The organism is Rhizobium sullae, assembly GCF_025200715.1.
Taxonomy (GTDB): domain Bacteria; phylum Pseudomonadota; class Alphaproteobacteria; order Rhizobiales; family Rhizobiaceae; genus Rhizobium; species Rhizobium sullae.
On record NZ_CP104144.1, the window covers coordinates 596,364 to 619,715 of the forward strand.

Consider the following 23,352-nt stretch of genomic DNA (forward strand, 5'->3'; position numbering starts at 1 on the left):
TCAAGGGAATCTGCGACATCGAGGCCGAAGGCAAGGCAGCGCGGGAGCTGAAGCGCGGGTCCGGCCCCTGATCACGAGACGTACCGGTCGAAGCGTCGAAGCCGTCGTTCTGCCCGACGTGCCCGAGTTGATCGCGCTGATGATCGATTTGCTACCTGTCCGGCTGCTTGCCTGCTTCACGGCAGACTTTATGCGTGTTCATATCGATTTGGCGCGCAAATCTCGCGAAATCTGCGATGACGGCATGACGCAGCGCCTGCGGTTCCAGCAAATGTTGGATCAGTTGGCGAATGCCAGAGCAGCCAGTGCCGCGCCTAGTGCGCGGCTTGCGGATGCGCTGTTTGCCGACCCGCATCAACCGTCCTGCATCAGGTTCATCTTGATCCATTCTGCGCCGGCATTGGCGTCGTCGTATTCCATGCCGATCACCACCGCGTCGTTGATCAATGTAGACAATGCAACAAAGCCCTTTGCAGTTAGCCATTGGCTGGCGTTCATCGCCTCATTGAGCAGGGACACCAATGCATTAAGCTTCCGCACATGTGTGATCCGCAACGGTGTCACGATCGAATATCGCGGGAAAATGATGGCGGTGATGGCGCCCGCCTGTTCGGATGATCGAACAGGCGGGATGTATTTCACAGTTCGTCCATCCGGACGCCGATACTTAGGAAGGCGGTCCAAGTTCGGAAACCGAGTCCGAAGGAGCTCCCAACTGCCGGGCTTGGCCGCAAAGGCGAAGGCCAGTCCGCGAAGGCCCGGGGGCTGCGCGGTGACAAGAGCAACGTCGTCGGCAATGGCAGACATGCCCGACGCGCTTAGCAGCGCCGCCAGTGTGGTTTTGCCTTGACCGGAAGAGCCGGCCAACGCTATTGCGCCCGACGCGGAGGAAAGGACCGCTGCGTGGAGGGCGATCCAGTCGGGCCTAGGCCCAAGCACGGCATGGAGGACAGCCTCTTTCAGGCCGACAGCGAGAGCCGCTGGATCGCAGAAGCTCGCCCGTTCTCCAGGCTGGTGGGCAATCCAGTAGCCGTCTTCGCATGCTCCCACCGTAATTTCGGTTTCGGCAACGCCGGTATGGTCATGGCGCAGATGACCGGCAAGGTCATTCCAAGCCCGTTTTGCGTTGGAATCTGGGAAAGAGATGGCAATCATTGCGCCAGCGACGCGGTAGATTTCTCTGGTGGCGGAAATTGACTCTGGGCTTTCGTCGCTTCTAGATTTCGGTCGAATGGGTTGGATCAGCTCTTGCTTGAGAAGGGCAAGTTTTTCCCATTCGGCCAGGCAAGACGCGATGTAGTCACTCGCCTCGTCCAGACGACATCCCGTCTCATTGGCGAGGAACCGCGCGATCCTGCTTGGTGGTTCGCCTGCAGAAACGCCAAGCCAAATTGAACCAGATATGGGGCTCAACTGATAGACGCGTTGCTGGGGTTCGGAGAAAAGAGCGTAATCGTCGTCAAGAGCGCAGAGCACAACACCGTCGCCTGGCCATAGTTCCATTGGTCCGGTTCTCGCCGGGTTGTCCGGGTGCAGGCGCCGGGTCATCGTCGATTCGCCGCGACAATTTTAAACGGCTTCCAGATCGCGCGTAGCAAGGAAAGCCCGAAATCGTCCAAATGCTTGTAAGCGGCGTATTCCTGCCGTGCGATTTGACGGCTAAATAGGAGGTCCGGCAGCACCCCTGCGGGGCTGCCGCCGATCTTGACGCCGGCCAGGCGTTGCAGATTCAGGAAGAACAAATCCCGTGCCAGTGCCAGTCGACCTGACGGCAACCTGGCACGGATCGCATCCCAGTCGATGTCGTACCCCAAGTCGAAGATCTCGCGGCAGTCGAGAAGATGCCGCAGTTCGACATCGCCCGTGCGCAGCCGGCTGTCCAATATCATGTCGTGAACGATTAGGTGGACCACCCACTCCACTGGCGTGGGGATACTAATCCGAACCCCCATCACTTCGAGGCGTATGCTGTGGAGCGGTTCGCTCTCTGTGTATAAAATAGCTGGGCCGGGCGGCCTCAGATGCAAGTCCAGGGAACCAACATCGGCAGGCCGATAGAATTTCCCGTATGCGTGTGGACCAGGGTCTTCTGGAAGGGGTTGGTAGCCAATGCCGAGAAGTCGCCCCACGCTTCGCTCGACATTGTTCTCGTCGATCACCAGATCCAGGTCGCTGATCATCCGGCTGCCCAGACGATGTTCTGGCATAATCATCAGGAGGGCCGACCCTTTGATAAGCAACGGTTCGATCCCCGCTTCGTTCAATACACGCAGGGTCTCGACCGACTGTCGGCGCAGTCGTCGATTTCGCTCTTCATTCAAATCATACAAAAAGCGCAGATAGTTTTCGACTTCCCCAGGAATGCTGATAAGTAACCCCCGATGGCGAAGCCATGCATACAATGCGGGGCCAACTAGGTGCCGATTGGCCTCCTGTACGACTTTGTCCCAGTGATCCTCAGCGGTATTGATCCCGTTCAACAACGCTGCCAGCATTTGGAAGCCGGATTCAGAGCCTCCCGATCTCATGCAACCCCTCCCGCAACATTGGTCCTTGCAGCTGACAACAAGAACGGCTTTCAAGCCGTCTTTCGAATGCTGAAGAGCTTGTCGTCTTGTGCAACTGATTGGGGATGCAGGGTGAATAACCTGATTGGACCATCACGACGCCAACAACACTGCGGAACGGTTCACGATGACATTGGTCGAGGGAACTCAGTTCCATGACAGCTGACAACTCAATACCAACGAGCGCTGATGATGACCGATGGGCCCCAGCCTCGGAGACCGTGGACATGATCTTCGACGGCACATCGGCTAGATTGTTTGCCGCGGTAACGGTTTGGTTCAATTCCACCACGTGCGAGGGCGGCGTCGAACAGGACCCGTATGCACATGGTTCTTATTGTTCTTATTGCCGTATCCCCAGCCGGGCCGACCGCCAGAGGCAGCGACAGCGGGCGAGTTCATGGAGAGGTCAAGCAGCACCGTCACTGCGGGGGGCGTCAGGGCAGCGAATTTCCCAAGCCCCTTGATGAAATCACGCCGTTCCATTGTTGGACTTGCATCATTTTGTTCTTTGGTTTCACGCTCCGTTGCCATCGGGTTACCTCACGTGCTCGATTTTATAACTTTATAGCATTAACCTCATGGTGAAAAGTCAGGCATAAGTATTATGCGAGAACTCGAATAACCTGAACGAATACGCGAATCGAGTTTCCTCGGACCCTTTGAAAATCTCGAGAGCGTCGCAATCCTTTCCTAGACACGCCATGGCGCTCTGATGAAGCGGCTCCAGGCGTCGGCCGTGCACGAGCGCAAACCCTTTTGAACGACGAAGCCCTCATAGCTCTATTTGATGACCTTCTAGTGAGATTATCGGAATGACACTCGGCCGGCTCCCTGGTGAATGATGTCTGGCTCTATGAGCCGGGCCTGGAGACGACACATGTGCAGAAGTGTGAGCACTGGCCCGAACCAGTGCCGCGGAGACGCTAAAGCATGCCATGGTTGTGATCGTTTCGGTTGTTGCCCGACGCCACCGCCTTCTGATTGATCTCTCGATACCGATAAACAGTTCGAGACTCGCAGATGAGCCGCTGCGCAACTCGTAGGCACTTGCGATAGAGTTACACGGCAAAGCCGCAGCATAAAACATATTAAAACGGAACAGTAACATTCAGATAACCCGACAATACCTAAATATCATTACTAATATATTCCTTTCAATTTAGTAACTTTGCATATATACATAGATATAGCGAAAGCAATAGCTCTGCGCCGGGGCGGCGGAAGAAATATACGCAATATATATCTTCGTGACGTTTTGAATGTTGGGGGGAGTTATGTCTATATGGTATGCGCACCGTCACATCTCGTCGCTGCACTTTCGCGAGAGCCCAAAATGCGAGCGACTGCCGCTGCACCTCGCCGATCCCGGCCATATAGATGCAGCAGTCGGCCGGTCAACGAGGTATCTTTTCGTCAGGCGCATGTTCGATATCGCGTTTGTCCTGGCGAGTGCGCCGGCTAGCGTCCTGCTGGTAGGCGTCGCCGCGGCGGCAGTGCTGGTAACGATGGGTCGTCCAGTCTTTCTCGCCCAAGAGCGCGTTGGTTACAGGGGACGGACATTCCGAGCACTGAAACTTCGGAGCATGCGCACATCCGATGGCGCTCCCCGGCCAACCAGTCTGGATGATGACAGAATTACGCCTCTCGGTGCGTTCCTCCGACAATCGCATCTCGACGAACTGCCGCAGCTCTGGAATGTCCTCGTCGGCCAGATGAGCCTTATCGGCCCCAGGCCAGAGTGGGTCCCTCTGGCTCGCCGGTACGAATGCGCTTTCCCGGAGTATAAACTGCGCTACTGCGCACCTCCAGGTTTGACGGGCTTGGCCCAAGTCAAGCAAGGATATGTTTCGACAATTGAGGAAGTTAAAGCAAAAGTTGAGTATGATATATACTATATACTAAATATATCAGTCGCCATGGATTTCAAGATACTTCTTCTAACGTCGAAGACAATATTTAACAGTGCGCTATCGCGATAAGAATCAATTGTCGAGTTGCGTCGTACTACGCACTCGATTCTTTGGAAGGGGGATTTGCATTGAGCGATCAGAACAATGTATTGGTCACAGGAGGTTGCGGTTTCTTGGGCCGCCACGTCGTCTCGAGGCTTGCGGCCCAGGGGTGCCATGTAACAATTCTGGACGACTTGTCCGCCGGCACCCCGCTAGACACGGCGGACGCGTCGATCAAATTCGTCAATGGAGACATCGCCGATCCAGGCACCATCCTGGCGGTTCTCGGCGAGCGGCCTTTCGACCATGTCATCCACCTTGCAGCCATACATTTCATTCCTCGCTGTGAAGCGGATCCGGGGGCCGCATTCATGGCGAACGTGGTCGGAACAAGGAATCTGGTTGAAGCGCTCGTACCGTCCTCGTCGCTGAAGTCTTTGGTCTTCGCATCCAGCGTCGCAGTCTACGCGCCATCTGTAGAGGTCCTGTCTGAGGATGCCGATACAGTGCCGATGGATATCTACGGCTGGAGCAAACTTGTCTGCGAAGATCTTGTTCGGAGCGCTTCGGTTCGAGGAGGATGGCGAGCCGTCTGCTGCCGTCTTTCCAACTTGATCGGGCCGGGCGAGACGAATCCGCACCTCTTTCCTGAGATCGGCAGGCAGATTGCAAGAGGAGAAGCGCTGATAGAGGTTGGGAATACCACGCCAAGGAGAAACTATCTGCATGTTATGGACGCAGCCGACCTGTTCGTTCGATGCCTTGGACTGTCAGGAAGCGACGTCCACACGATAAACTTTGGCTCAGGTGAGGAGTACTCGGTCGCGGATATATTGAGCCTGTTCCAGAAAGCCGCGCAGAGACCAATCAAATTCGTTGAAACAGCAGCGCGCAAGCGCAAGGTCGATCGGCCTAGGCTTCAGCCAAACACCACCGTCATGCGGGGGCTAATCGGAGAGCCGCAGCGCTCGGCCGAGGATGCGATCAAGGCCGTTTTGATGGAATTTGCTCTCGAAACACAAACGAAATGGTCAATTACCGGGTAGGGTGGCATGCGCGTCATAATGGCAAATAGATATTTCCTGGGTTATCTCGGAGGGGTCGAGCGCTACATCGCGTCCCTTGCTGCCGAACTGGGGAGGCTGGGCGTAGACGTCGTGGTATGCGCGGCCGGCAGTGACGCGCTCGTCCAGTTCGAGGGGCTCGCAGTCAAGACGGTGCCGTCGCAGGCCCAACTGCGCGCCTTCGTTAACCGTGGAGCCGATGTCGTCCACGCGCACCTGCCGCGCAATCCCTTCTCTTTCGCGGCCATGCGGGCGGGCCACAAGGCTGGCATGCGCACCGTGTTCACGCCGCATGCCTTCTATCCCGATGGATCCGCCCTCAAGAAGCTCGCGAAAGCGGTGACTGACCTCACCATGACGCGCCATACAATGAAGATCTGCGACACCGTCGTGAACTTGACCCCGCAGGATCAGGCAGACTCCATACGCAATGGATTGCACAGGGAAAAGTCGGTCATAATCCCGAACTCTGTATCAATCCGCGAGCTGATTGAACTCGAGGACAAATCGCGTGACATACTTCCTCCATTTGAGCAGCCATATGTCCTGCACGTCGGGCGTTTTCACCGCGTGAAGAACATCCCGTTTCTAGTCAGGGCGCATCGCAGGATCCCCGACCATCATCTGGTCCTCATCGGTCAGGACGACGGTGAGTTGCCCGCCGTCAGAGAACTCGTCTCGCAACTTCAGCTCGAAGGACGGGTCCATATCCTGGAACGTGCTGATCGGGCCCTGGTCATGGCTGCCTATATGAACGCCTCTGCGGTAGTGCTGAGTTCGCGCTGGGAGGGCCTCCCCACAGTTCTGCTCGAGGCGATGTTCTTCGGAAAGCCCTTTGTCGCCTCCGACGTGGGTGGAAACGGCTGGCTGGTAGAACGCGGTGCTCCCGGGATGATATTCAAGCTGGACGATGAAGATGGTTATGTCTCGTCACTTGCTGCCGCCTGCAGGATTCCTGCAAGTGCACTTGCCGGCGGCAGAGCCCTCGTCGCCGATGAATTCTCATGGGAAGTTAATGCCCGGCGCCTCCTGAACATCTACGCTAAGAGTAACTAATCACCTGAATTCGACGTTTGTCATCGACCTCTGACAAAAGCGTTTGACGGATGCGCCGAATGTCATCTGCGGATTTTGGCCCGCTATAAGGCTCGAATGTCGGGTTTGAACCGCATTGTCGAGGTATGTTCGTCTCGACGGAGCTGCTTTCGGGTCAGTTCCGCAAACCAGCGTTCGGCCATGACGCCAAGTTCGGGGTGATGTGCACGCGGTAGCGTGGCTGGCACATCAGCGAGTTTTTGATCGACGCAGTTTTGTGGGTCGCATAGTTATCCATCACGATATGAACGTCCAAATCGGACGGTACGCTCGCATCGATTTGCTTCAGGAAGTCCAGGAATACGGTGGCCCGAATGCGCTTGTCCCATTTGCCGATGACGAAGCGGGAGGCGACATCTAGAGCTGCAAACAACGTGGTTGTGCCGTATCGAACATAAGAATGGGCAGGCCGTTCAGGCACGCCGGGCATCATCGGCAGTGGTGCGCCGCCTGCCGACAAGCGTATGACCTTCACGCGGACGTCACGACCTGCGCCGAGGCAGAATCCTCCCGCGCATCGCCACGCAAGGTTGAGCTATCCGGCAGGAGTCGAACGAGCGATCGCTTAGGTGCCGGGCCAGTTGCGCATGCGCACGCAGTCCTTCGAGCTCGTCGTCTGCAATCGGCGGGAAGAGCGTATTCATCCGGCCGGATGAGAACGACCATTGCGCCGTCACTCTAATCCATGCATCGTCCCGGGCGTAGAATATGCACCTTAGCAATCAAGTGCGTGCGCCGTTCGACATGCGGCACGACAAGGCTCAGGTCATGGGAACGTACTGGCTCCTAATTGCGTCCTGCATTGGTGGGATTATCGCTGCGGTTCTTGGGCTCTCAGCGATGTCCTGCGTGAACATCGCTACGGTTTTGCTTCTGGGGAGTATAGCGCACTTGCTTTTCAGCGGTTATGGTCTCAACATCATCATCACATCCATTGGAGCACCTGCCGTTCTGCTTGTTTCGTTCTTTTTCAGCGGGTGGGCGCTCAGTGCAATTCGGAAGGCCGACAAGAACGATTAACCGTCGCGTGAGCCAATCTGGCTGTCACGGAGCTTTATACAATGAGTGGCATGCCGGCTGCTGATCGGAAAGGCACCTTGGCTCGGTGGGATGGCGATTTTCTTCCGCTCGCTCTCGTAGCCTTTTGTACGGTCATGAATTTCGGGCTAGCACTCGTCAATAATCTCGTCACAAATATTCAGGAGATTCACGTCGTTGCCGTGCAGCTCGTTGTGACCCTTTGTGCTGCCGCATTGGTCGTGTTGCGCCGACCTCGTTTGACGGCCGATCAAGTCATATTGTTGGTTATGCTAGTATCGTGCGTTGTAATATCGACAATATATCACGGTCAGACCGATGTAAAAATTCTGTATGACATGTCGGTGATTCCGCTTTTCGTTGTTTTAGGTTCGACCATCAAGCGAGTACCGAGATGGTGTATGCATATGCTATTTATCATAGTATTGATTACGGTGGCATTTGAGACTGTCATGCCTGATGCTTACGCCAAGATTGTCAATCCCCTGAGATACTATGCGAACACAAGAAGCTGGGTCGCGGACAAGATGGATGACCAGGCCGATGACTCAGGGTTCTATTTCGGTGCCCAGCGAGCCGGACAGGGCGACGCTACGCATCGCGCGAGCGGCCTCTTTCTCGAGCCTCTGTCCCTAGGTTACTTCGCTTGTATTGCCGCAATTTTCTATATGAATGAATACAGATATCAAGCCGGCAGGAAAATACTTGCTGTCTCGGGCTGTTCCTTGCTCATAATATTGTCCGACGTTCGAGCCGCCTTGGGAGTGCTTTTCGTCATTGCGATAGGGGCGCCGCTCCTCGCGCGATTGCCGCGCTTGGCAGGTCTTGCGTTGCCATTCGTTGTGATCGCAGGTGGAGCGGTTTTGCATTATTCCACGGCTGGTGATCAGCACATCGCCGACTTGGCGGGACGGTTGTCCTGGACCTTTGAGGAACTCAGGGAAGCCGACTTGACGACACTGCTATTCGGAGGATTCGATCAAACCCATGCCAATGACAGCGCAATTCTCTACTTTGCAGAGGTTTCTGGAATATTGGGGTACGTCCTTCTATTGTACATATCCGCGGGCGTCTCGTCCTTGAATGAGCGCCCATTGATCACGAATGCCGCGTTGATATACTTGGCCAGTACGAGTCTGTTCGGGCACGCTTATGCTTCGATCAAGACCGGAGCACTTCTCGGCTTTGTCGTGGGCAGCCAAAAGCGCAATCAAGAGACACCAAACGTTAAGTATCTGCCCCAGAAAGCAGTTGAGTGATGTCATATCCTTGATTGTTCGGTGTTGAGAAGAATCGACAGAAACGCATCATTCCGATCAACGTTTCGAACACGACCAATCGGAGCTCACCCTGCGGTTGGAGCGCGCCGGCCGCGGCCATTAGGGCGACGATCTCGCCGTCGGCATAGATATGGCGCGTCAATGTCCGCCGCGACTTGTCGAATATCGCGTTTCCGGAGGCTCTATCGCCGGAGCCAGGCGCGTCATGTAGGCCGCAAACGGCTCCAGGACTACCAGCCGTCCAAGCCAGGTGAAGGATGGACTGATGCGCGACCGGTCCTTTGCCGCCGACAATTAGCCTGGCTGCCTTGCGGCGCGCGTGCTCCTGTCTGCACAAAGATAACTAGGATACCCAAACACCGCTCGGATCAATTCAAGCGAAGCGCTTCTTCAGGAAGTAGCGCGCAATCGCCCCCGGTCCGCTTTCCAGTTGCCCGAAGATTTCGTAACCGAGTTTCTCGTAGAACGGCCTTGCCTGAAATTCGAACGTATCGAGCCAGACGCCGATATATCCGCGCTCCCGGGCGATGGTTTCCGCCTCGACCATCAAGCGTGTGCCTAGGCCTGTGCCGCGGTAGGCTGAAGGAATCGCGAGATACTTAATGAAAGCCCAGCCGTAGCCGTCGACTGCATAGAGCCCGCCGAGAACATCCCGGGTGTGCGGATCGCGAACGAGAATCGCAAAATCGGGCTTGTCCTGGATGTCCCCGACGTTGGCATCATTGTATTCACGCAGCGTCCTGGTGATGGCGGCGCAATGTTCACTGCTGGGATGATCGGTGATGATCTCGACGATCGGAATATCGACAGGTTCCATGGGCGCGATGCTCGCACAACGGCCATTCGATTGAAAGCGAAACGGTTTGCTAGTAGGGAAGCCCCACATAGTTCTCCGCAAGCGCAGTCGCCGCTGCCCGGGAATGCGTCAGATAGTCGAGTTCAGCCTCCTGGATCTTCTGGTCGAAATCGCTGGTATCGGGGAACCGGTGCATCATCATCGTCATCCACCAGGAGAAGCGGACGGCTTTCCAGACTCGTGAGAGCGCGCGGTCGGAATAGGCATCGATGCCATTGTTCGAGCGATCCTGATAGTGCTCGATAAGGCCGCTGAAAAGGTAGTGCACGTCGCTGGCGGCGAGGTTGAGGCCCTTGGCGCCCGTCGGGGGCACGATATGGGCGGCGTCGCCGACGAGGAAGAGACGGCCGAAACGCATAGGCTCGGCAACGAAGGAGCGGAGAGGCGCGATGGATTTCTCGAAAGGCGGCGCGGTGATCATCTTTTCGGCATGATGAGCTGGGAGGCGGCGGCGCAGCTCGTCCCAGAAACGGTCATCGCTCCAGTCCTCGATCTTCTCGTCAAAAGGACACTGGATGTAATAGCGGCTGCGGGTCTGCGAGCGCATCGAACAGAGCGCGAAGCCGCGCGGATGGTTGGCATAGATCAGCTCATGGCTGACGGGCGCAACATCGGCAAGGATGCCGAGCCAACCGAAGGGATAAACCTTCTCGAAAGTGCGGATTGATCGTTCCGGCACCGCCTTGCGGCTTGCACCGTGGAAGCCGTCACAGCCGGCGATGAAATCGCAATCGATGCGATGCGTGATGCCGCCCTTGTCATAGGTGACGTAAGGCAACTGGCCGTCGAATTCATGCGGCTGGACGTCGGCCGCATCGTAGATCGTCAAGGCGCCGCTTTTTTCACGATGATCCATCAGATCGTGCGTGAGTTCCGTCTGGCCGTAGACCATGACACGCTTGCCTCCGGTAAGCCCAAAGAGATCGATGCGGTGATCGCGGCCGTCGAAAGCAAGCGAGAAGCCGTCATGCGGCAACCCCTCGGCATGCATTCGAGCGCCGGATTTCGCCTGGTCCATAAGGCCAACCGTGCCTTCCTCTAAGACGCCGGCCCGGACGCGTCCAAGAATGTACTCCTTCCCGACACGATCCAAGATGACGTTTTCAATGCCGGCCTCTGTCAAAAGCTGGCCGAGCAGGAGCCCGGCTGGCCCGGAACCGACGATCGCGACCTGCGTGCGCATGTTTCCTCCCGCACTGTCTATCGCCAAATTCTCCTCCTCGTGCGCGGCCGCGGCAATGGACATTTCACGCGAGAAATTGAACAAATCGAACATAGAGGGATTTGCGCGCGATGACGAAATTCGTTCCAACCTATGAGCTCTATGGCGAGAGTGCCGGCAAAAAGCCGGATTTCTGGCTGCATTGCGAGACAATTCCATCGCGCAGTAGCCTCCATCACTGGGAAATCCGGCTGCATCGGCATGAAAACTTCCTTCAGATCTTGTACATCGATGCCGGATCGGGAGATGCGATCTTCGGCCAGGAGCAGCACGTAATCCATCCGCGCACCGTGATCACCGTACCGCCGGGCCTGAAGCACGGCTTCCGCTTTTCGAAAGATATCGACGGCTTTGTTATCACGGTGCTCGCCTCTAATCTGAAAGCCACACCTGGCGATCGCAGTCGTCTCGGGGAATGGCTGGCCGAACCGCACCTGACTGAGCTCGATATGCAAAACGAGGATGCCGCTTACGTGGCGCAGACGCTGACGCGGTTGGGAGAAGAATTTTCATGCCGGCGAAGCGGCCGGAACGATCTGCTGGATGCCTATGTGACTTCGGCACTGCAACTGACGGCACGGATTTCAGAAGGTGCCGAAAGTGAAGCGGCCGATGAGAATAGCCGGCGCATGGAGGTCCTAAGCGGCCTGATTCAGCAGCACCTAAGGGGACATAGGCCGGCTGCCTTCTACGCTCGCGAGCTCGGCATCTCGCCGACGCATCTGAACCGCATCGTCAAGGCTTCAACGGGACATAGCATGCACGAACTCATCGCCCGCAAGCTGACGGACGAGGCAAAACGTGAACTGGTCTTCACCTTCGGCAGCGTACAGGAGATCGGCTACCGGTTGGGCTTTGGCGATCCAGCCTACTTCTCGCGCTTTTTTCTGAAGCAAACGGGCGAGACGCCGCGCGCATGGCGCATGGCCGAACGAACAAGGCTCGGCGTATGATTCCGCTTCTGCTTGCGGGGGAGGGATCACCGCACCGCTATCGCAAAACCAGCCGCAAGGCCCTTTGCGTCTCCCGCAAAAGCGGCAGATAGCGCTCGGCCATTTCCGATGCAGGGGCGTGGACTGCCGGCGCCCCGATGTTGATGGCTGCAACCGTCTGGCCTCGATCGTTTTCGACCGGAACGGCGATGGAGCAAAGGCCGATTTCAAGCTCCTGATCGATAATGGCATAGCCTTGCGAGCGGACGCGGCGGAATTCGGCAATCAGTTCTTCCGGTTCCGTCTTGGTTTTCGGCGTGTTCTGCCTCAACACCGTCCGGCCAAGGATAGCACGGGCTTCGCTTTCCGGTAGCGCCGCGAGCAGCACGCGGCCCATCGAGGCGCAATAGGCGGGCAGGCGGCTGCCGGGCATCAGATTGATCGACATGACGCGGCGCTGCGAGGCGCGGGCGATATAGACGATCTCGGTGCCGTCGAGAACCGAGGCAGAGGCGCTCTGCCCGGCCTTGTCGGACAATTGGTCGAGATGCGGCTGGATCTGCACGGGCAGCGGTGTTGCCGAGAGATAGGCATGGCCGAGGCGCAGGATCTTCGGCGTCAATGTGAAGAACTTGCCGTCGTAATCCGCATAGCCGAGTTCTGCGAGCGTCAGCAGCGAGCGGCGGACAGTGGCGCGGTCAAGACCGGCGAGCTTTGAAACCTCTGCGATCGACAGGCGCTGGTGCATCTCGCCGAAGACCTCGATGACTTTCAAGCCGCGGGCAAAGCCGCTGACGAAATCAGTTTCCCGCATTCCGACCTCCAATCAAGGTGTCACAATGTGCGCTATACGAACAAATGTCAAATATCGCACAAAGTGCCTTGCCGCCGATTTTGTCTAGCCCTATTCGTGTTCATGAGGCGTGGAGGAACGTACCCCCACCACATCCGGCAAGGAGAGATCCCGCATGGACAAGGCAATCAGGAACGCGGCGGAAGCCGTCTCCGAAATCAGTCACGGCGCCACCGTCATGATCGGCGGTTTCGGCGGATCAGGTGCGCCGATCGAGCTTATCCACGCCTTGATCGACAAGGGGCCGAAGGACCTTACCGTCATCAACAATAACGCCGGCAACGGCCGGATCGGCATCGCTGCGATGATCGACGCCGGCATGGTGCGGAAGATGATCTGCTCTTTTCCGCGTTCCTCGGATCCGCGCGCCTTCACGGAAAGATATCTTGCCGGGGAGATCGAGCTGGAACTCGTGCCGCAGGGAACACTTGCCGAACGCATCCGCGCCGGCGGGGCCGGTATTCCTGCATTCTACACGCCGACGGGCTATGGCACCGAGCTTGGCGAAGGCAAGGTGATCGCCGAGTTCGATGGCAGGCACTATGTCCAGGAGCGCTGGCTGAAGGCCGATTTCGCGATCGTGAAGGCGCATGTCGGCGACGCGCACGGAAACCTCACCTATAACAAGGCCGGCCGCAACTTTAACCCGCTGATGTGCATGGCGGCTGCAAAGACGATCGTGCAGGTCTCGAAGATCGTGCCGGCGGGCGGCATCGATCCCGAACATGTCGTTACGCCTGGCATCTTCATCGACCGCGTCGTCGAGATATCCAATCCGCAGCAGGAAGAAGAGCTCGTTCGAGCCGGAGTGGCCTACGCATGACCATCGATACCCGCCCCCGCGACACGCGCGAAGATGTTAAGCTTTCCAATGCCCAGATCGCCTGGCGCGCGGCTCAGGACATCGCCGACGGCGCCTATGTGAACCTCGGCATCGGCTTTCCCGAAATGGTCGCCCGCTACCAGCCGCCGGGCCGGCAGGCGATCTTCCATACGGAAAACGGCATCCTGAATTTCGGCGAGGCGCCGCCGGCCGGCGAAGAGGACTGGGACCTGATCAACGCCGGCAAGAGGCCTGTGACGCTGAAGCCCGGCGCTTCCTTCTTCCACCACGCCGACAGTTTTGCCATGGTGCGCGGCGGCCATCTCGACGTCGCCATCCTCGGCGCCTACCAGGTTGCGCAGAACGGCGATCTGGCCAACTGGCGCGTGGGCAACAAGGGTGTGCCGGCGGTCGGCGGCGCCATGGATCTCGTACACGGCGCCAAGCAGGTCTTTGTCATTACCGAACACGTCACCAAGAACGGTGAGCCGAAACTGGTCGAAAGATGCACTTTCCCGCTGACCGGCGTCGGTTGCATCACGCGCGTCTATACGAGCCATGCCGTCGTTGACATTGTGAAGAGCCGCTTCGTGCTGCGCGAGAAGCTGGCGGCTATCTCAATGGAGGAACTGCAGGCTATGACCGGCGCGCCGCTCGATACGGACGGCCCCGTTGCCGACCTTCTCGTGCCGGAGCTTTGAGGAAGAGACCATGACCGAAGCCTATATCTGCGACTACATCCGCACACCGATCGGGCGCTTCGGTGGCTCGTTGTCGTCGGTGCGCGCGGACGATCTCGGAACGGTACCCCTGAAAGCACTGATGGAGCGCAACGCTTCGGTCGATTGGGAAGCCGTCGACGACGTCATCTTCGGCTGTGCCAACCAGGCGGGCGAGGACAACCGCAATGTGGCACGCATGTCGCTGCTGCTTGCCGGCCTGCCGGTGTCAGTCCCGGGTACGACGATCAACCGGCTTTGCGGCTCGGGTATGGATGCGGTGATCACCGCCGCGCGCGCCATTCGCGCCGGCGAGGCGGAACTGATGATCGCCGGCGGCGTGGAGAGCATGTCGCGTGCGCCCTTCGTGATGCCGAAGGCGGACACGGCCTTTTCGCGCAATGCCGAAATCTACGATACGACGATCGGGTGGCGCTTCATCAATCCCGTGATGAAGAAGCAATACGGCGTAGACTCCATGCCGGAGACCGGCGAGAACGTTGCGGAAGATTACACGGTCAACCGCGAGGACCAGGATGCCTTCGCGCTGCGCTCGCAGGTGAAGGCCGCTGCCGCTCAGGCAAACGGCCGGTTGGCAAAGGAAATTATCCCAGTCGTGATCCCGCAGCGCAAGGGCGATCCCGTGGTAGTCGAGAAGGACGAGCATCCGCGCGCAACGACGATGGAAGCGCTGGCGAAGCTCGGAACGCCCTTCAAGAAGGAAGGCGGCTCAGTCACAGCCGGCAATGCCTCGGGCGTCAACGATGGCGCTGCGGCATTGATCATTGCTTCGGAGGCGGCGGCGAGGAAATATAGTCTGAGGCCGATCGCCCGTATCCTGGGCGGTGCGGCCGCCGGCGTGCCGCCGCGCGTCATGGGTATCGGACCAGTTCCGGCGTCGCGCAAGCTGATGGCACGGCTCGGCATGACCAAGGATCAATTCGATGTCATCGAACTGAACGAAGCTTTCGCTTCGCAGGGGCTGGCAGTGCTGCGCGAACTCGCGATTGCCGACGACGATCCGCGCGTCAACCGCAATGGCGGCGCCATCGCGCTTGGCCATCCGCTTGGCATGTCGGGCGCGCGCATTACCGGAACGGCTGCGCTGGAACTTATCGAAACGGGCGGGCGCTATTCGCTCTCGATGATGTGCATCGGCGTCGGCCAGGGGGTTGCAATAGCCCTCGCAAGAGTCTGACGGCGCCAGGCACCCGCCGGCTCTCTCTTTCGTGCATTGTCCATTCTACATTCCGCCTGATAAGACTCTCGTCAAATCCATTTCACTATCTATTTCATTGGTTTTCGGAGGCTGTTTCTGGCATGACGGATCTTGCTCAATCACTCGCGTCCATCAAAATACCTGACCTGAACGGCAAGGCGGTGCTGATTACGGGCGCATCGACCGGCATCGGTGCGGCTCTCGCGCGTGCATTCGCAGCGCAGGGCATGAAAGTTGGCGTCCACTATAATGCGAGCCGCGAGCCGGCAGAATTGCTCGCCGATGAGATCAAGGCGACCGGTGCCACCGTGCATCTGGTGCAGGGCGATGTCTCACGGGAAGGCGAGACTGAACGCGTTGTCGAGGAAACCGCTAAGACCTTCGGCCATCTCGACGGCCTGATCAACAATGCCGGCGGCATGCTTGGCCGCAGGCCGACCGCTGAATATACTGACGAGCATTATGCCAAGGTTATGGACCTGAACGCCCGCTCAGTCCTCGCTGCAACGCGTGCCGCGCATCCGTGGCTGAAGAAGCAGGGCGGCTTCATCATCAATACGACCTCGATCGCCGCGCGAAACGGCGGCGGCAACGGTGCGATCCTTTATGCCGCCTCCAAGGGCTTCGTCTCGACGATCACGCGGGGCCATGCCAAGGAGTTCGTGGCCGACCGTATCCGCGTCAATGCCGTGGCGCCGGGCGTCATCGCGACGCCGTTTCACGAGCGCTATACCAATGACGAACAGATGGAGATGCAGCGCAGGACCATTCCGATGGGTTTCGTCGGCACACCGGAAGACTGCGTCGGGGCCTATCTGTTCCTCGCTTCGCCGACGCTTTCAGGCTACATCACCGGCCAGATCATCGAGGTGAACGGCGGCCAGTTGATGCCGTAGCGCCCTTAGAGCCGATCCAGGGAACTTTCGCACTGCGGTAACGTTTCCCGCTTGGCCATCCACCAAGCGGAGACACTATGAGTTTTTCCTTTTCCGAACTCGATTTCATGAAGCCGGAACTCGGCGCTGAATATACCGGGACTGGTACGCATTTCGCTGTCTATTCCGCTCACGCCGAGCAGGTCGACCTATGTCTCTTTTCCGACGACGGCAGGACGGAAATGGCACGCATGCCGTTGCCTAAGCGCGAGGGCGATATCTGGTCAGGCTATATTGGCGGGCTGAAGCCGGGCGCCGTCTACGGCTATCGCGCAAGCGGACCCTATGATCCAAAAAACGGGCATCGCTTCAATCCCAACAAGCTTCTACTCGATCCCTATGCCAAGCAGGTTGTTGGCGATCTCAAATGGAACGATGCGCTCTACGGCTACACGATTGGCAAGGACGATCTCTCCTTCGACGAGCGTGACAGCGCGCCTTTCACGGTGAAAGGCATGGTGCAGGATCCGGATTTCGACTGGGACGGCGATGAGGCGATCCGCCGCCCGTGGACGGAAACGGTCATCTATGAGACGCATGTGCGCGGCATGACGATGACGCATCCGAAGGTGCCAAATAAATTACGCGGCACGTTTCTCGGCATGTGCAGCGATCCGATTATCGACCATCTGACGAAGCTTGGCATTTCGGCCGTCGAATTGCTGCCGATCCAGTATTTTCCGAACGACCGGTATCTGGAGGAAAAGCACCTCACCAATTACTGGGGCTACCAGACGCTCGGCTTCTTCGCACCGCAATCGCGCTATATGTCGACCGACAAGATCACCGAATTCAAGACCATGGTGAAGAAGTTCCATGCCTCCGGCATCGAGGTGATCATGGATGTGGTCTATAACCACACGGCTGAAGGCAGCGAAAAGGGTCCGACGCTTTCCTTTCGTGGCCTCGACAATGCGAGCTACTACATCCTCTCGCCGGACGATCCTCGTCACACTTTCGACACGACAGGTACCGGCAACACGCTGAATGTCGCCAATCCGATGGTCATGCGTATGGTGCTGGACAGCCTGCGCTACTGGGTCGGCGCGATGCATATCGACGGCTTCCGCTTCGATCTCGCGAGCACGCTCGGCCGTCAGGATATGGAATTCGACCGTCAGGGTATCTTTTTCAGCGCGATCCGGCAGGATCCGATGCTTGCTGGTGTGAAGCTGATCGCCGAGCCGTGGGACGTCGGCGAAGGCGGTTATCAAGTCGGCGGATTTCCGCACCCCTTTCGTGAATGGAACGACAAGTTCCGTGACGATGTTCGCCGCTTTTGGAAAGGCGATGGCGGACTGGTGTCGGAGATGGCGGAGCGCGTCACCGGCTCGGCGCGGCAGTTCAACCATTCTGACCGCGGCTCGACATCATCCATTAATCTTCTTGCGGCTCATGACGGCTTCACATTGATGGACACGGTCTCCTTTGACGGCAAGCACAATGAAGCGAACGGCGAGGACAATCGGGACGGCCACTCCGACAATCACTCGGACAATATGGGTGCGGAGGGCGCAACCGACGACTCCGGTATCAATGACGCGCGCCGTAGACGGCGGCGCAACATGATGGCCACGCTGCTGCTCAGCCAGGGCGTGCCAATGATCCTTGCAGGCGACGAGGTGGGCAACAGCCAGGGCGGCAACAACAATGCCTATTGCCAGGACAACGAGATTGGCTGGATCGACTGGAACGGGCTAGACGATCCGTTTCTAACCTTCTGCCAGAAGATGATCGCTTTCCGCAAGGCGCAGCCGGAGCTTCGGCAGGAGCGGTTCCTGACAGGCGAAACCGCAGAGGACGGACGGATTGAAGTCGCCTGGTACAAGCCGGATGGCCATTTCATGGACGACGGCGCGTGGAATGACAACGAATTGCGGGTGCTCAGTGTTTACGTGTCCCGGAGTGTTCACACATCGGACGCGGAAAAGATGGACGGCCTCTTCATGGTGTTCAATGCTGGTGGGGATTGTGAGGTGACGCTTCCGGAGGTCAACGGCATCAAGTCCTGGCAACGAGTCGTCGAGACTGGAGCCGACGACCCCTTTACGGCATTCGATCCGGAAAACCCGGTGATGGTCTACCGCGAAAGTATTGCCGTTTTCGCGCCGAAAGGTGCCACAGAACCGCCGAAGAAGGCCACGAAGACCGAAGGTCCGCGATGGTTCCACTTCGGTCGCAAGAACCGATAACAATCGAAACAAAGCGATGAATGCGGAAGACCTACGTGAAGTTGGCCTGGTCTATGTAAGCGATACCGAACCCGGTATCCGCAGGCAGAAAAAGGGCAGGGGCTTCTGTTACCGGTTGCCAGACGGTTCGCTGGTCAGGGAGCCGCAGCAGAAGCACCGTATCGCCGCGCTTGGATTGCCTCCCGCATACGAAAACGTCTGGATATGTCTGAAGGAAAACGGCCACCTGCAGGCGACTGGTTTTGACGCGCGCGGACGAAAGCAATATCGCTATCACAATGATTGGCAGTCCTTTCGCAGCATCGCAAAATTCGATCAGCTGATCGCTTTTGCCCAGGCTTTGCCTAGGATACGGCGGCAGGTGCAGCGCGATCTTGAGACCGGCGCTGAAGATGTCCGTGGCGTTCTTGCGGCTCTGACGACATTGCTCGATCAAGCACATCTTCGCGTCGGTAACCAAGCCTATCTTAAGGAAAATGGCACTTATGGCGCAACGACGCTTTTGAAGCGGCACATCACGATAACGGAGGGCCGGATCGAGTTGAAGTTTCGTTCCAAGGGCGGAAAGCGTGTTCGGCGCAGCCTCCGGCATCCCCGGCTGCAAAAGATGCTGGAAGAGATCGCCGACCTCCCCGGCCGCCAGCTTTTCGTTTGGAAGGATGAGACCGGTACGTTGAAGCCGATCGAATCCGGACGATTGAACAGTTATCTGGCGGAAATTTCCGGTACTGCGATCACCGCGAAAACCTTTCGGACGTGGGCCGGTTCGCTCGCGGCCTTCGCCGTTGCGCGGAGCGCATTCGAAGGCGGAAAGCGCCCGACCGTGAAGGATATGGCGGAGGCGTCAGCTGCCGTGTTGCATAACACGCCCGCCATCTCGCGCTCAAGCTACATTCACCCTTCGATCATTGCTCTTGCCGACAAGGACTATGTTTGTCCGGAGGGGACGTTCCCGCTGGTTGTGCCGCTGTGGGGGTTGCGGGCGGAAGAGAACCGGCTGCTCGATTTCCTTTCCCGCGATCGGCGGGCAGCAGAGGCGACTGTACGTAAAGCCTCATAAAGAAACGCCCGCACAGGGGGCGCGCGGGCTCAAGTGAACAGGAGGTCCTATCAAGCGGCTCGCTTCTCGTGGCGGCCTTCCTCGATCTCTTCGACGACCTTCGTGACGAATGCGTCCAGATCGTCTGGCGAACGGGAGGTAATGATGCCCTGGTCGGTTACTACCTTTTCATCTTTCCAGGTGGCGCCGGCGTTCTTTACGTCGGTCTTGATTGAGCGGTATGAGGTTGCCTGTCGGCCGCGCAACGCATCGGCTTCGATAAGCAGCCATGGTGCATGGCATATGGCGGCCACAACCTTGCCGGATTTCACGAACTCGCGAACGACGCGCATGGCGTTCTCGTCGGCGCGCAGCTTGTCAGGATTGATCTGGCCGCCGGGCAGGACGATGGCATCGAAATCGTCGACCTTCACGTCCTTCGCCTGCAGGTCGACGCCGATGCTGTCGCCCCAATCGCCCTTGTGCCAGCTCTTAATGCTGCCCTCCTTGATGGAGGCAATCTTGACCGTGGCCCCGCGCTTTTTTAGCTCCTCGTGCGGTACCCGCAGCTCAGAGCGCTCGTAGCCGTCAGTCGCTAGGATAAGAACTTTTGCAGAGTTGATGGAAGGCATGGACATGTCCTTTCCTTCTTCTGTTGAACTCGGGATGCCTATGCACAACTACGCCAAGCGCCGTTGGTTCCGAGATAGCAAGCGGAACCGCTAAAGGTCGAAGCTGTTATCGTTGTAGCGGATGAGGAGGCGAACTGATGGAACCCGAAGCAATCCGGCTGGAGCCTAGCGAATTCGTTCCCAACAATCCCGCGTTTCCGCTGTTGTTTTATCGAGGCGTGCTGAAGGATGGGAATCTGGCGGAGGGCTTTGAAGGCCTGTTCAGACGAAACGGCTGGGGCAATATGTGGCGGAACGGCGTCTATCCGTTTCATCACTATCATTCGAAAACCCATGAGGCCTTGGGTTTTGCCGCGGGCAGCGCGACGTTGATGCTTGGTGGACCGACAGGCCCTAAGATCGAAGTTCATGCTGGCGATGCAGCGATATTGCCCGCGGGAACCGGCCATTGTCGTCTTTCCGCAAGCAGCGATTTCCTGGTGATCGGCGCCTATCCGCCCGGGAGCGACTACGATCTCTGTCGTGAAGCGGCAACGCCGGAACAATTGAGGCGTATCCGAGACCTCTCCGCACCACGAACCGATCCGGTTACCGGCGGAAATGGCGGACTTATTGCACTTTGGCGCTGAAATACTGGACATGGCAAGCTGGTGATGTTCAAGCCACCTGTTTCCCAGATGAGTGTCGTGTGATCGGGCTTGAAACCTGGAACTGAAGCCTCAAGGCACGCACAATGATGTAGTTAAACTTGACGCTAATTCCCCGTGGGTTTGCGAGGGCAGGTGCGGTTCCGGTCGCTTGCGAAATAGTCAAATAAATCGTATAAGTCGATTTATCTGAAGGAGGCTGTCCGATGCAGAAATTTACCACCGTCGATTTGCTGCGCGACATCAAGACCGTCACTATGGCGGCCGATCGTCAGCCGGTTGCGATTACCCAGCACCGCAAACCGAGATACGTCCTCATGACCTACGACGAGTTCGAGGCCATGAAAAGCAAGGGCGACCCTCGAAGAGTCTATGGCGCCAACGAAGCTCCGCAGGACCTGGTGGACATTATTTTGCCCGAACTGGACCGTTTGATCGAAGAAGGCCGGGAAGCCGATGGCTGATATTCCGGCCAACGGCAGCTGAAAGCCACCGATCCGATCAGAACCGCCCGCAGCCGAAACAAGCCAGCTTCGGCAAGAGCTTTCGTGATGTCGCCCGCGAAGGCATCTGGTCCTTCCAGTCCGCCGCTGCGCTTAAGGACGCCGACGAGGCGGCGTCGCTCGCGGAGATCGTCCTTGATCTCCTTGTGGGCGTTCACCCGCGCCGTGATCTCCCTGCGCTATGCGGGCCGACATAGCGCCGCTTGTCGCCTTCGGGAGTAGGGAGATCGAAGCAATCGAGAGGGAACAGCGCGGTCCCGCTGTCCGGACACCTACGGCATTCGGATCAGTGCATGGCCTCGATAAAGGCGCGGCGATAGAATGCGGCAAGTTCGATCCGTTCTGCAGCGACCGCCGCAAGCTTCTTTTGGAGACGGCGCTCGCATTCTCGTGATTGTGCTGCCGGCGGCCTACCGTGTGGCGTTGTGGGCTTTAGCCTGATCCGTGGGCCGAGGTTGTCGCAATATTGGGCAAGCGTCATTCCGGCTTTGATCAGAAGAGCCCTGATATGCGGACGGTGCTCGGCGGCAATGACGAGGCCAAACGACTTGATCAGAACAGGCTTCGGGACTGGCAGCTCGATTTCGTCGACTAAGTCGTTACCTACGTGTTCTTCCTCCGAGAACACGAGGTACTGGTCCACCAGATTATGAGCGGCCTCGAGAATCTCGGTGTCCGGGCTGTACCGGCACCAGGTTTCAGCAAAAGTACTCAGCGATCCGTATGACATCGAGAGCTCCTTTGCCCCTTTAATGGAACGCGTGAACTGGCCGGTTGTTCACAAGGAAGTACATTGTGGCTCGGCGAGGCACTGCGTTATGCGGGCTGTGGGCGCCGCTTCCGTTGCCCGATCCTGGCGCGGCTCTTTCTGTACGCAAGCACGTCAGCACTTTTGAAATGCAGCTAGTTCACCTGGCACGTGCGATGGGGCTGTGCACTCTCCTCAGGATGGTCTCCGGAAGCCACCCCGGCGCCGGTGGCCAGACATTGAAGCCGCCGCTCGCAGGAACGAGCCGGAGGAGAGGCGCCGCAAGCTGCGGTCGGCCGAGCGAAGCGCCGCCGCTATCCGCTTAGATGCAATGACCTGTCGCTGCTGGGGCGCTGGGTCGGTACCTCCTATGGGATTGTCGTCTTCACGGAAACAACTGGCGAACTCGTCGATCGAGAAACCTTGGAGGAACTGGTTCGCGCCTGGCCGATGAAAGAGGCTAAGACGGAAGGCCGCGAATGGTGGCATCCGATGATCGAGGAGTTGAGGCTGGCCAGACGAGCAGCGAGATCGCGTGAAGCGCGAAAGGGCGCGACGACGATACGATTTCCGCTGGGTGGCTGATCTTGAACAGTTGGCGACCGCCCACAATATCATCCGTCAGGATCATTGGTGGCATGGAAAGGAGGACGAGATGCCGCTGAACGATGTTCCATGGACAAGGCCGGTGAGGATCCGGCTGCAGTGCGGATTGGACCGTACTTTCACAGGTGTCTACGACGCCCTGGATTTTCTCGAAAACGAATGGCCGTTGCGTCACGGTGAGCGCCATCAACGAGCGGTGAAGACGTGCCGCGGCGCTCTCAGCGGGACCATTCCCGCCGTGATCGCGCGCGAGGCATTCGTCGCGGCTTGTCTCGAAGCCGGCATGCCTGCCGTCATGGCCCCGTGCAGGAGAAAGCCCACCGTTCATCCGCGCCGGCCAGCACACGCAGCTGTCATCTAGCCGTGCATCAACGATGGTCTCGCCTCCAAGGAGGCGAGACTCGCATGAGCTTCGTTGTTTCCGAAG

General features: G+C 58.0%; 21 protein-coding genes and 3 pseudogenes. 15 read left to right on the forward strand and 9 right to left on the reverse strand.

The features are described 5' to 3' along the window. Window positions 1-354 precede the first annotated feature (354 nt). Window positions 355-1,548: a hypothetical protein gene (locus N2599_RS23475; RefSeq protein ID WP_100771671.1), complete on the reverse strand. Its 1,194-nt coding sequence runs from the start codon at window positions 1,546-1,548 to the stop codon at window positions 355-357. Continuing rightward, window positions 1,545-2,528, reverse strand: a complete 984-nt coding sequence (locus N2599_RS23480) for a nucleotidyltransferase family protein (protein ID WP_027511178.1) — start codon at window positions 2,526-2,528, stop codon at window positions 1,545-1,547. Before N2599_RS23480 ends, N2599_RS23475 begins: the two co-directional genes overlap by 4 nt. Before the next feature lie 1,463 nt (window positions 2,529-3,991). Here N2599_RS23480 and N2599_RS37895 point away from each other — a divergent pair. The 3 genes from N2599_RS37895 to N2599_RS23490 are packed head-to-tail and all read left to right on the forward strand — an operon-like array spanning window position 3,992 to window position 6,642. After that, window positions 3,992-4,549 carry a sugar transferase gene (locus N2599_RS37895; RefSeq protein ID WP_157814350.1) on the forward strand — a complete coding sequence of 186 codons (558 nt, stop codon included), beginning with the start codon at window positions 3,992-3,994 and terminating at the stop codon, window positions 4,547-4,549. A 59-nt stretch (window positions 4,550-4,608) separates the two neighbouring features. After that, window positions 4,609-5,568 carry an NAD-dependent epimerase/dehydratase family protein gene (locus N2599_RS23485; RefSeq protein WP_209444074.1) on the forward strand — a complete coding sequence of 320 codons (960 nt, stop codon included), beginning with the start codon at window positions 4,609-4,611 and terminating at the stop codon, window positions 5,566-5,568. A gap of 18 nt (window positions 5,569-5,586) precedes the next feature. Beyond that, window positions 5,587-6,642 carry a glycosyltransferase family 4 protein gene (locus N2599_RS23490; protein ID WP_167333916.1) on the forward strand — a complete coding sequence of 352 codons (1,056 nt, stop codon included), beginning with the start codon at window positions 5,587-5,589 and terminating at the stop codon, window positions 6,640-6,642. Here N2599_RS23490 and N2599_RS23495 read toward each other — a convergent pair. Then, window positions 6,643-7,120, reverse strand: a pseudogene (locus N2599_RS23495) (transposase); the annotation flags it as partial. Window positions 7,121-7,742: 622 nt separating this feature from the next. On the opposite strand from N2599_RS23495, the gene N2599_RS23500 reads away from it, so the two are divergent. Next, window positions 7,743-8,978, forward strand: a complete 1,236-nt coding sequence (locus N2599_RS23500) for a hypothetical protein (RefSeq protein WP_027511182.1) — start codon at window positions 7,743-7,745, stop codon at window positions 8,976-8,978. Window positions 8,979-9,372: 394 nt separating this feature from the next. Here the strand turns inward: N2599_RS23500 and N2599_RS23505 are convergent, their stop codons facing one another. Next, window positions 9,373-9,816: a GNAT family N-acetyltransferase gene (locus tag N2599_RS23505; RefSeq protein ID WP_027511183.1), complete on the reverse strand. Its 444-nt coding sequence runs from the start codon at window positions 9,814-9,816 to the stop codon at window positions 9,373-9,375. Between the two features lie 49 nt (window positions 9,817-9,865). After that, a complete protein-coding gene (gene pobA, locus N2599_RS23510) occupies window positions 9,866-11,038 on the reverse strand; it encodes a 4-hydroxybenzoate 3-monooxygenase (RefSeq protein WP_027511184.1) in 1,173 nt (390 codons plus the stop codon). A 110-nt stretch (window positions 11,039-11,148) separates the two neighbouring features. On the opposite strand from pobA, the gene N2599_RS23515 reads away from it, so the two are divergent. After that, window positions 11,149-12,030: a helix-turn-helix domain-containing protein gene (locus tag N2599_RS23515; protein WP_027511185.1), complete on the forward strand. Its 882-nt coding sequence runs from the start codon at window positions 11,149-11,151 to the stop codon at window positions 12,028-12,030. 37 nt (window positions 12,031-12,067) lie between these two features. Here the strand turns inward: N2599_RS23515 and N2599_RS23520 are convergent, their stop codons facing one another. Next, window positions 12,068-12,823 carry an IclR family transcriptional regulator gene (locus N2599_RS23520; protein ID WP_027511186.1) on the reverse strand — a complete coding sequence of 252 codons (756 nt, stop codon included), beginning with the start codon at window positions 12,821-12,823 and terminating at the stop codon, window positions 12,068-12,070. A gap of 154 nt (window positions 12,824-12,977) precedes the next feature. On the opposite strand from N2599_RS23520, the gene N2599_RS23525 reads away from it, so the two are divergent. The 6 genes from N2599_RS23525 to N2599_RS23550 all read left to right on the forward strand — a co-directional run bounded on the left by N2599_RS23525 (window position 12,978) and on the right by N2599_RS23550 (window position 19,810). Continuing rightward, window positions 12,978-13,685: a 3-oxoacid CoA-transferase subunit A gene (locus N2599_RS23525; RefSeq protein ID WP_027511187.1), complete on the forward strand. Its 708-nt coding sequence runs from the start codon at window positions 12,978-12,980 to the stop codon at window positions 13,683-13,685. Further along, the gene (locus N2599_RS23530; RefSeq protein WP_027511188.1) at window positions 13,682-14,386 is read left to right on the forward strand and encodes a CoA transferase subunit B; all 705 of its coding nucleotides are present in this window, start codon (window positions 13,682-13,684) and stop codon (window positions 14,384-14,386) included. Before N2599_RS23525 ends, N2599_RS23530 begins: the two co-directional genes overlap by 4 nt. Window positions 14,387-14,396: 10 nt before the next feature. After that, the gene (pcaF, locus tag N2599_RS23535; RefSeq protein WP_027511189.1) at window positions 14,397-15,602 is read left to right on the forward strand and encodes a 3-oxoadipyl-CoA thiolase; all 1,206 of its coding nucleotides are present in this window, start codon (window positions 14,397-14,399) and stop codon (window positions 15,600-15,602) included. 122 nt (window positions 15,603-15,724) lie between these two features. Then, on the forward strand, window positions 15,725-16,519 hold the full coding sequence (locus tag N2599_RS23540) for an SDR family NAD(P)-dependent oxidoreductase (protein ID WP_027511190.1): 795 nt from the start codon (window positions 15,725-15,727) through the stop codon (window positions 16,517-16,519). Window positions 16,520-16,596: 77 nt separating this feature from the next. Continuing rightward, window positions 16,597-18,750, forward strand: coding sequence for a glycogen debranching protein GlgX (gene glgX, locus N2599_RS23545; RefSeq protein WP_027511191.1), 2,154 nt, complete (start codon window positions 16,597-16,599; stop codon window positions 18,748-18,750). Window positions 18,751-18,766: 16 nt separating this feature from the next. Beyond that, complete coding sequence (locus N2599_RS23550) at window positions 18,767-19,810, forward strand: DNA topoisomerase IB (protein WP_027511192.1); 1,044 nt, start codon at window positions 18,767-18,769, stop codon at window positions 19,808-19,810. 50 nt (window positions 19,811-19,860) lie between these two features. Here the strand turns inward: N2599_RS23550 and N2599_RS23555 are convergent, their stop codons facing one another. After that, complete coding sequence (locus N2599_RS23555) at window positions 19,861-20,421, reverse strand: DJ-1/PfpI/YhbO family deglycase/protease (RefSeq protein WP_027511193.1); 561 nt, start codon at window positions 20,419-20,421, stop codon at window positions 19,861-19,863. Between the two features lie 137 nt (window positions 20,422-20,558). Here N2599_RS23555 and N2599_RS23560 point away from each other — a divergent pair, with 137 nt between their 5' ends. Both N2599_RS23560 and N2599_RS23565 read left to right on the forward strand, forming a co-directional pair. Further along, on the forward strand, window positions 20,559-21,050 hold the full coding sequence (locus N2599_RS23560) for a cupin (RefSeq protein ID WP_037142433.1): 492 nt from the start codon (window positions 20,559-20,561) through the stop codon (window positions 21,048-21,050). Between the two features lie 224 nt (window positions 21,051-21,274). Then, complete coding sequence (locus N2599_RS23565; protein WP_027511194.1) at window positions 21,275-21,532, forward strand: type II toxin-antitoxin system Phd/YefM family antitoxin; 258 nt, start codon at window positions 21,275-21,277, stop codon at window positions 21,530-21,532. 17 nt (window positions 21,533-21,549) lie between these two features. Here N2599_RS23565 and N2599_RS23570 read toward each other — a convergent pair. Continuing rightward, window positions 21,550-21,803, reverse strand: a pseudogene (locus N2599_RS23570) (nucleotidyltransferase family protein); the annotation flags it as partial. A gap of 54 nt (window positions 21,804-21,857) precedes the next feature. Further along, a complete protein-coding gene (locus tag N2599_RS23575) occupies window positions 21,858-22,301 on the reverse strand; it encodes a hypothetical protein (protein ID WP_027511195.1) in 444 nt (147 codons plus the stop codon). A gap of 238 nt (window positions 22,302-22,539) precedes the next feature. On the opposite strand from N2599_RS23575, the pseudogene N2599_RS23580 reads away from it, so the two are divergent. Next, window positions 22,540-22,904: pseudogene (locus N2599_RS23580) on the forward strand (hypothetical protein); the annotation flags it as partial. Window positions 22,905-22,974: 70 nt separating this feature from the next. Continuing rightward, window positions 22,975-23,286, forward strand: coding sequence for a DUF982 domain-containing protein (locus N2599_RS23585; RefSeq protein WP_084606517.1), 312 nt, complete (start codon window positions 22,975-22,977; stop codon window positions 23,284-23,286). The last annotated feature ends 66 nt before the right edge of the window (window positions 23,287-23,352 follow it).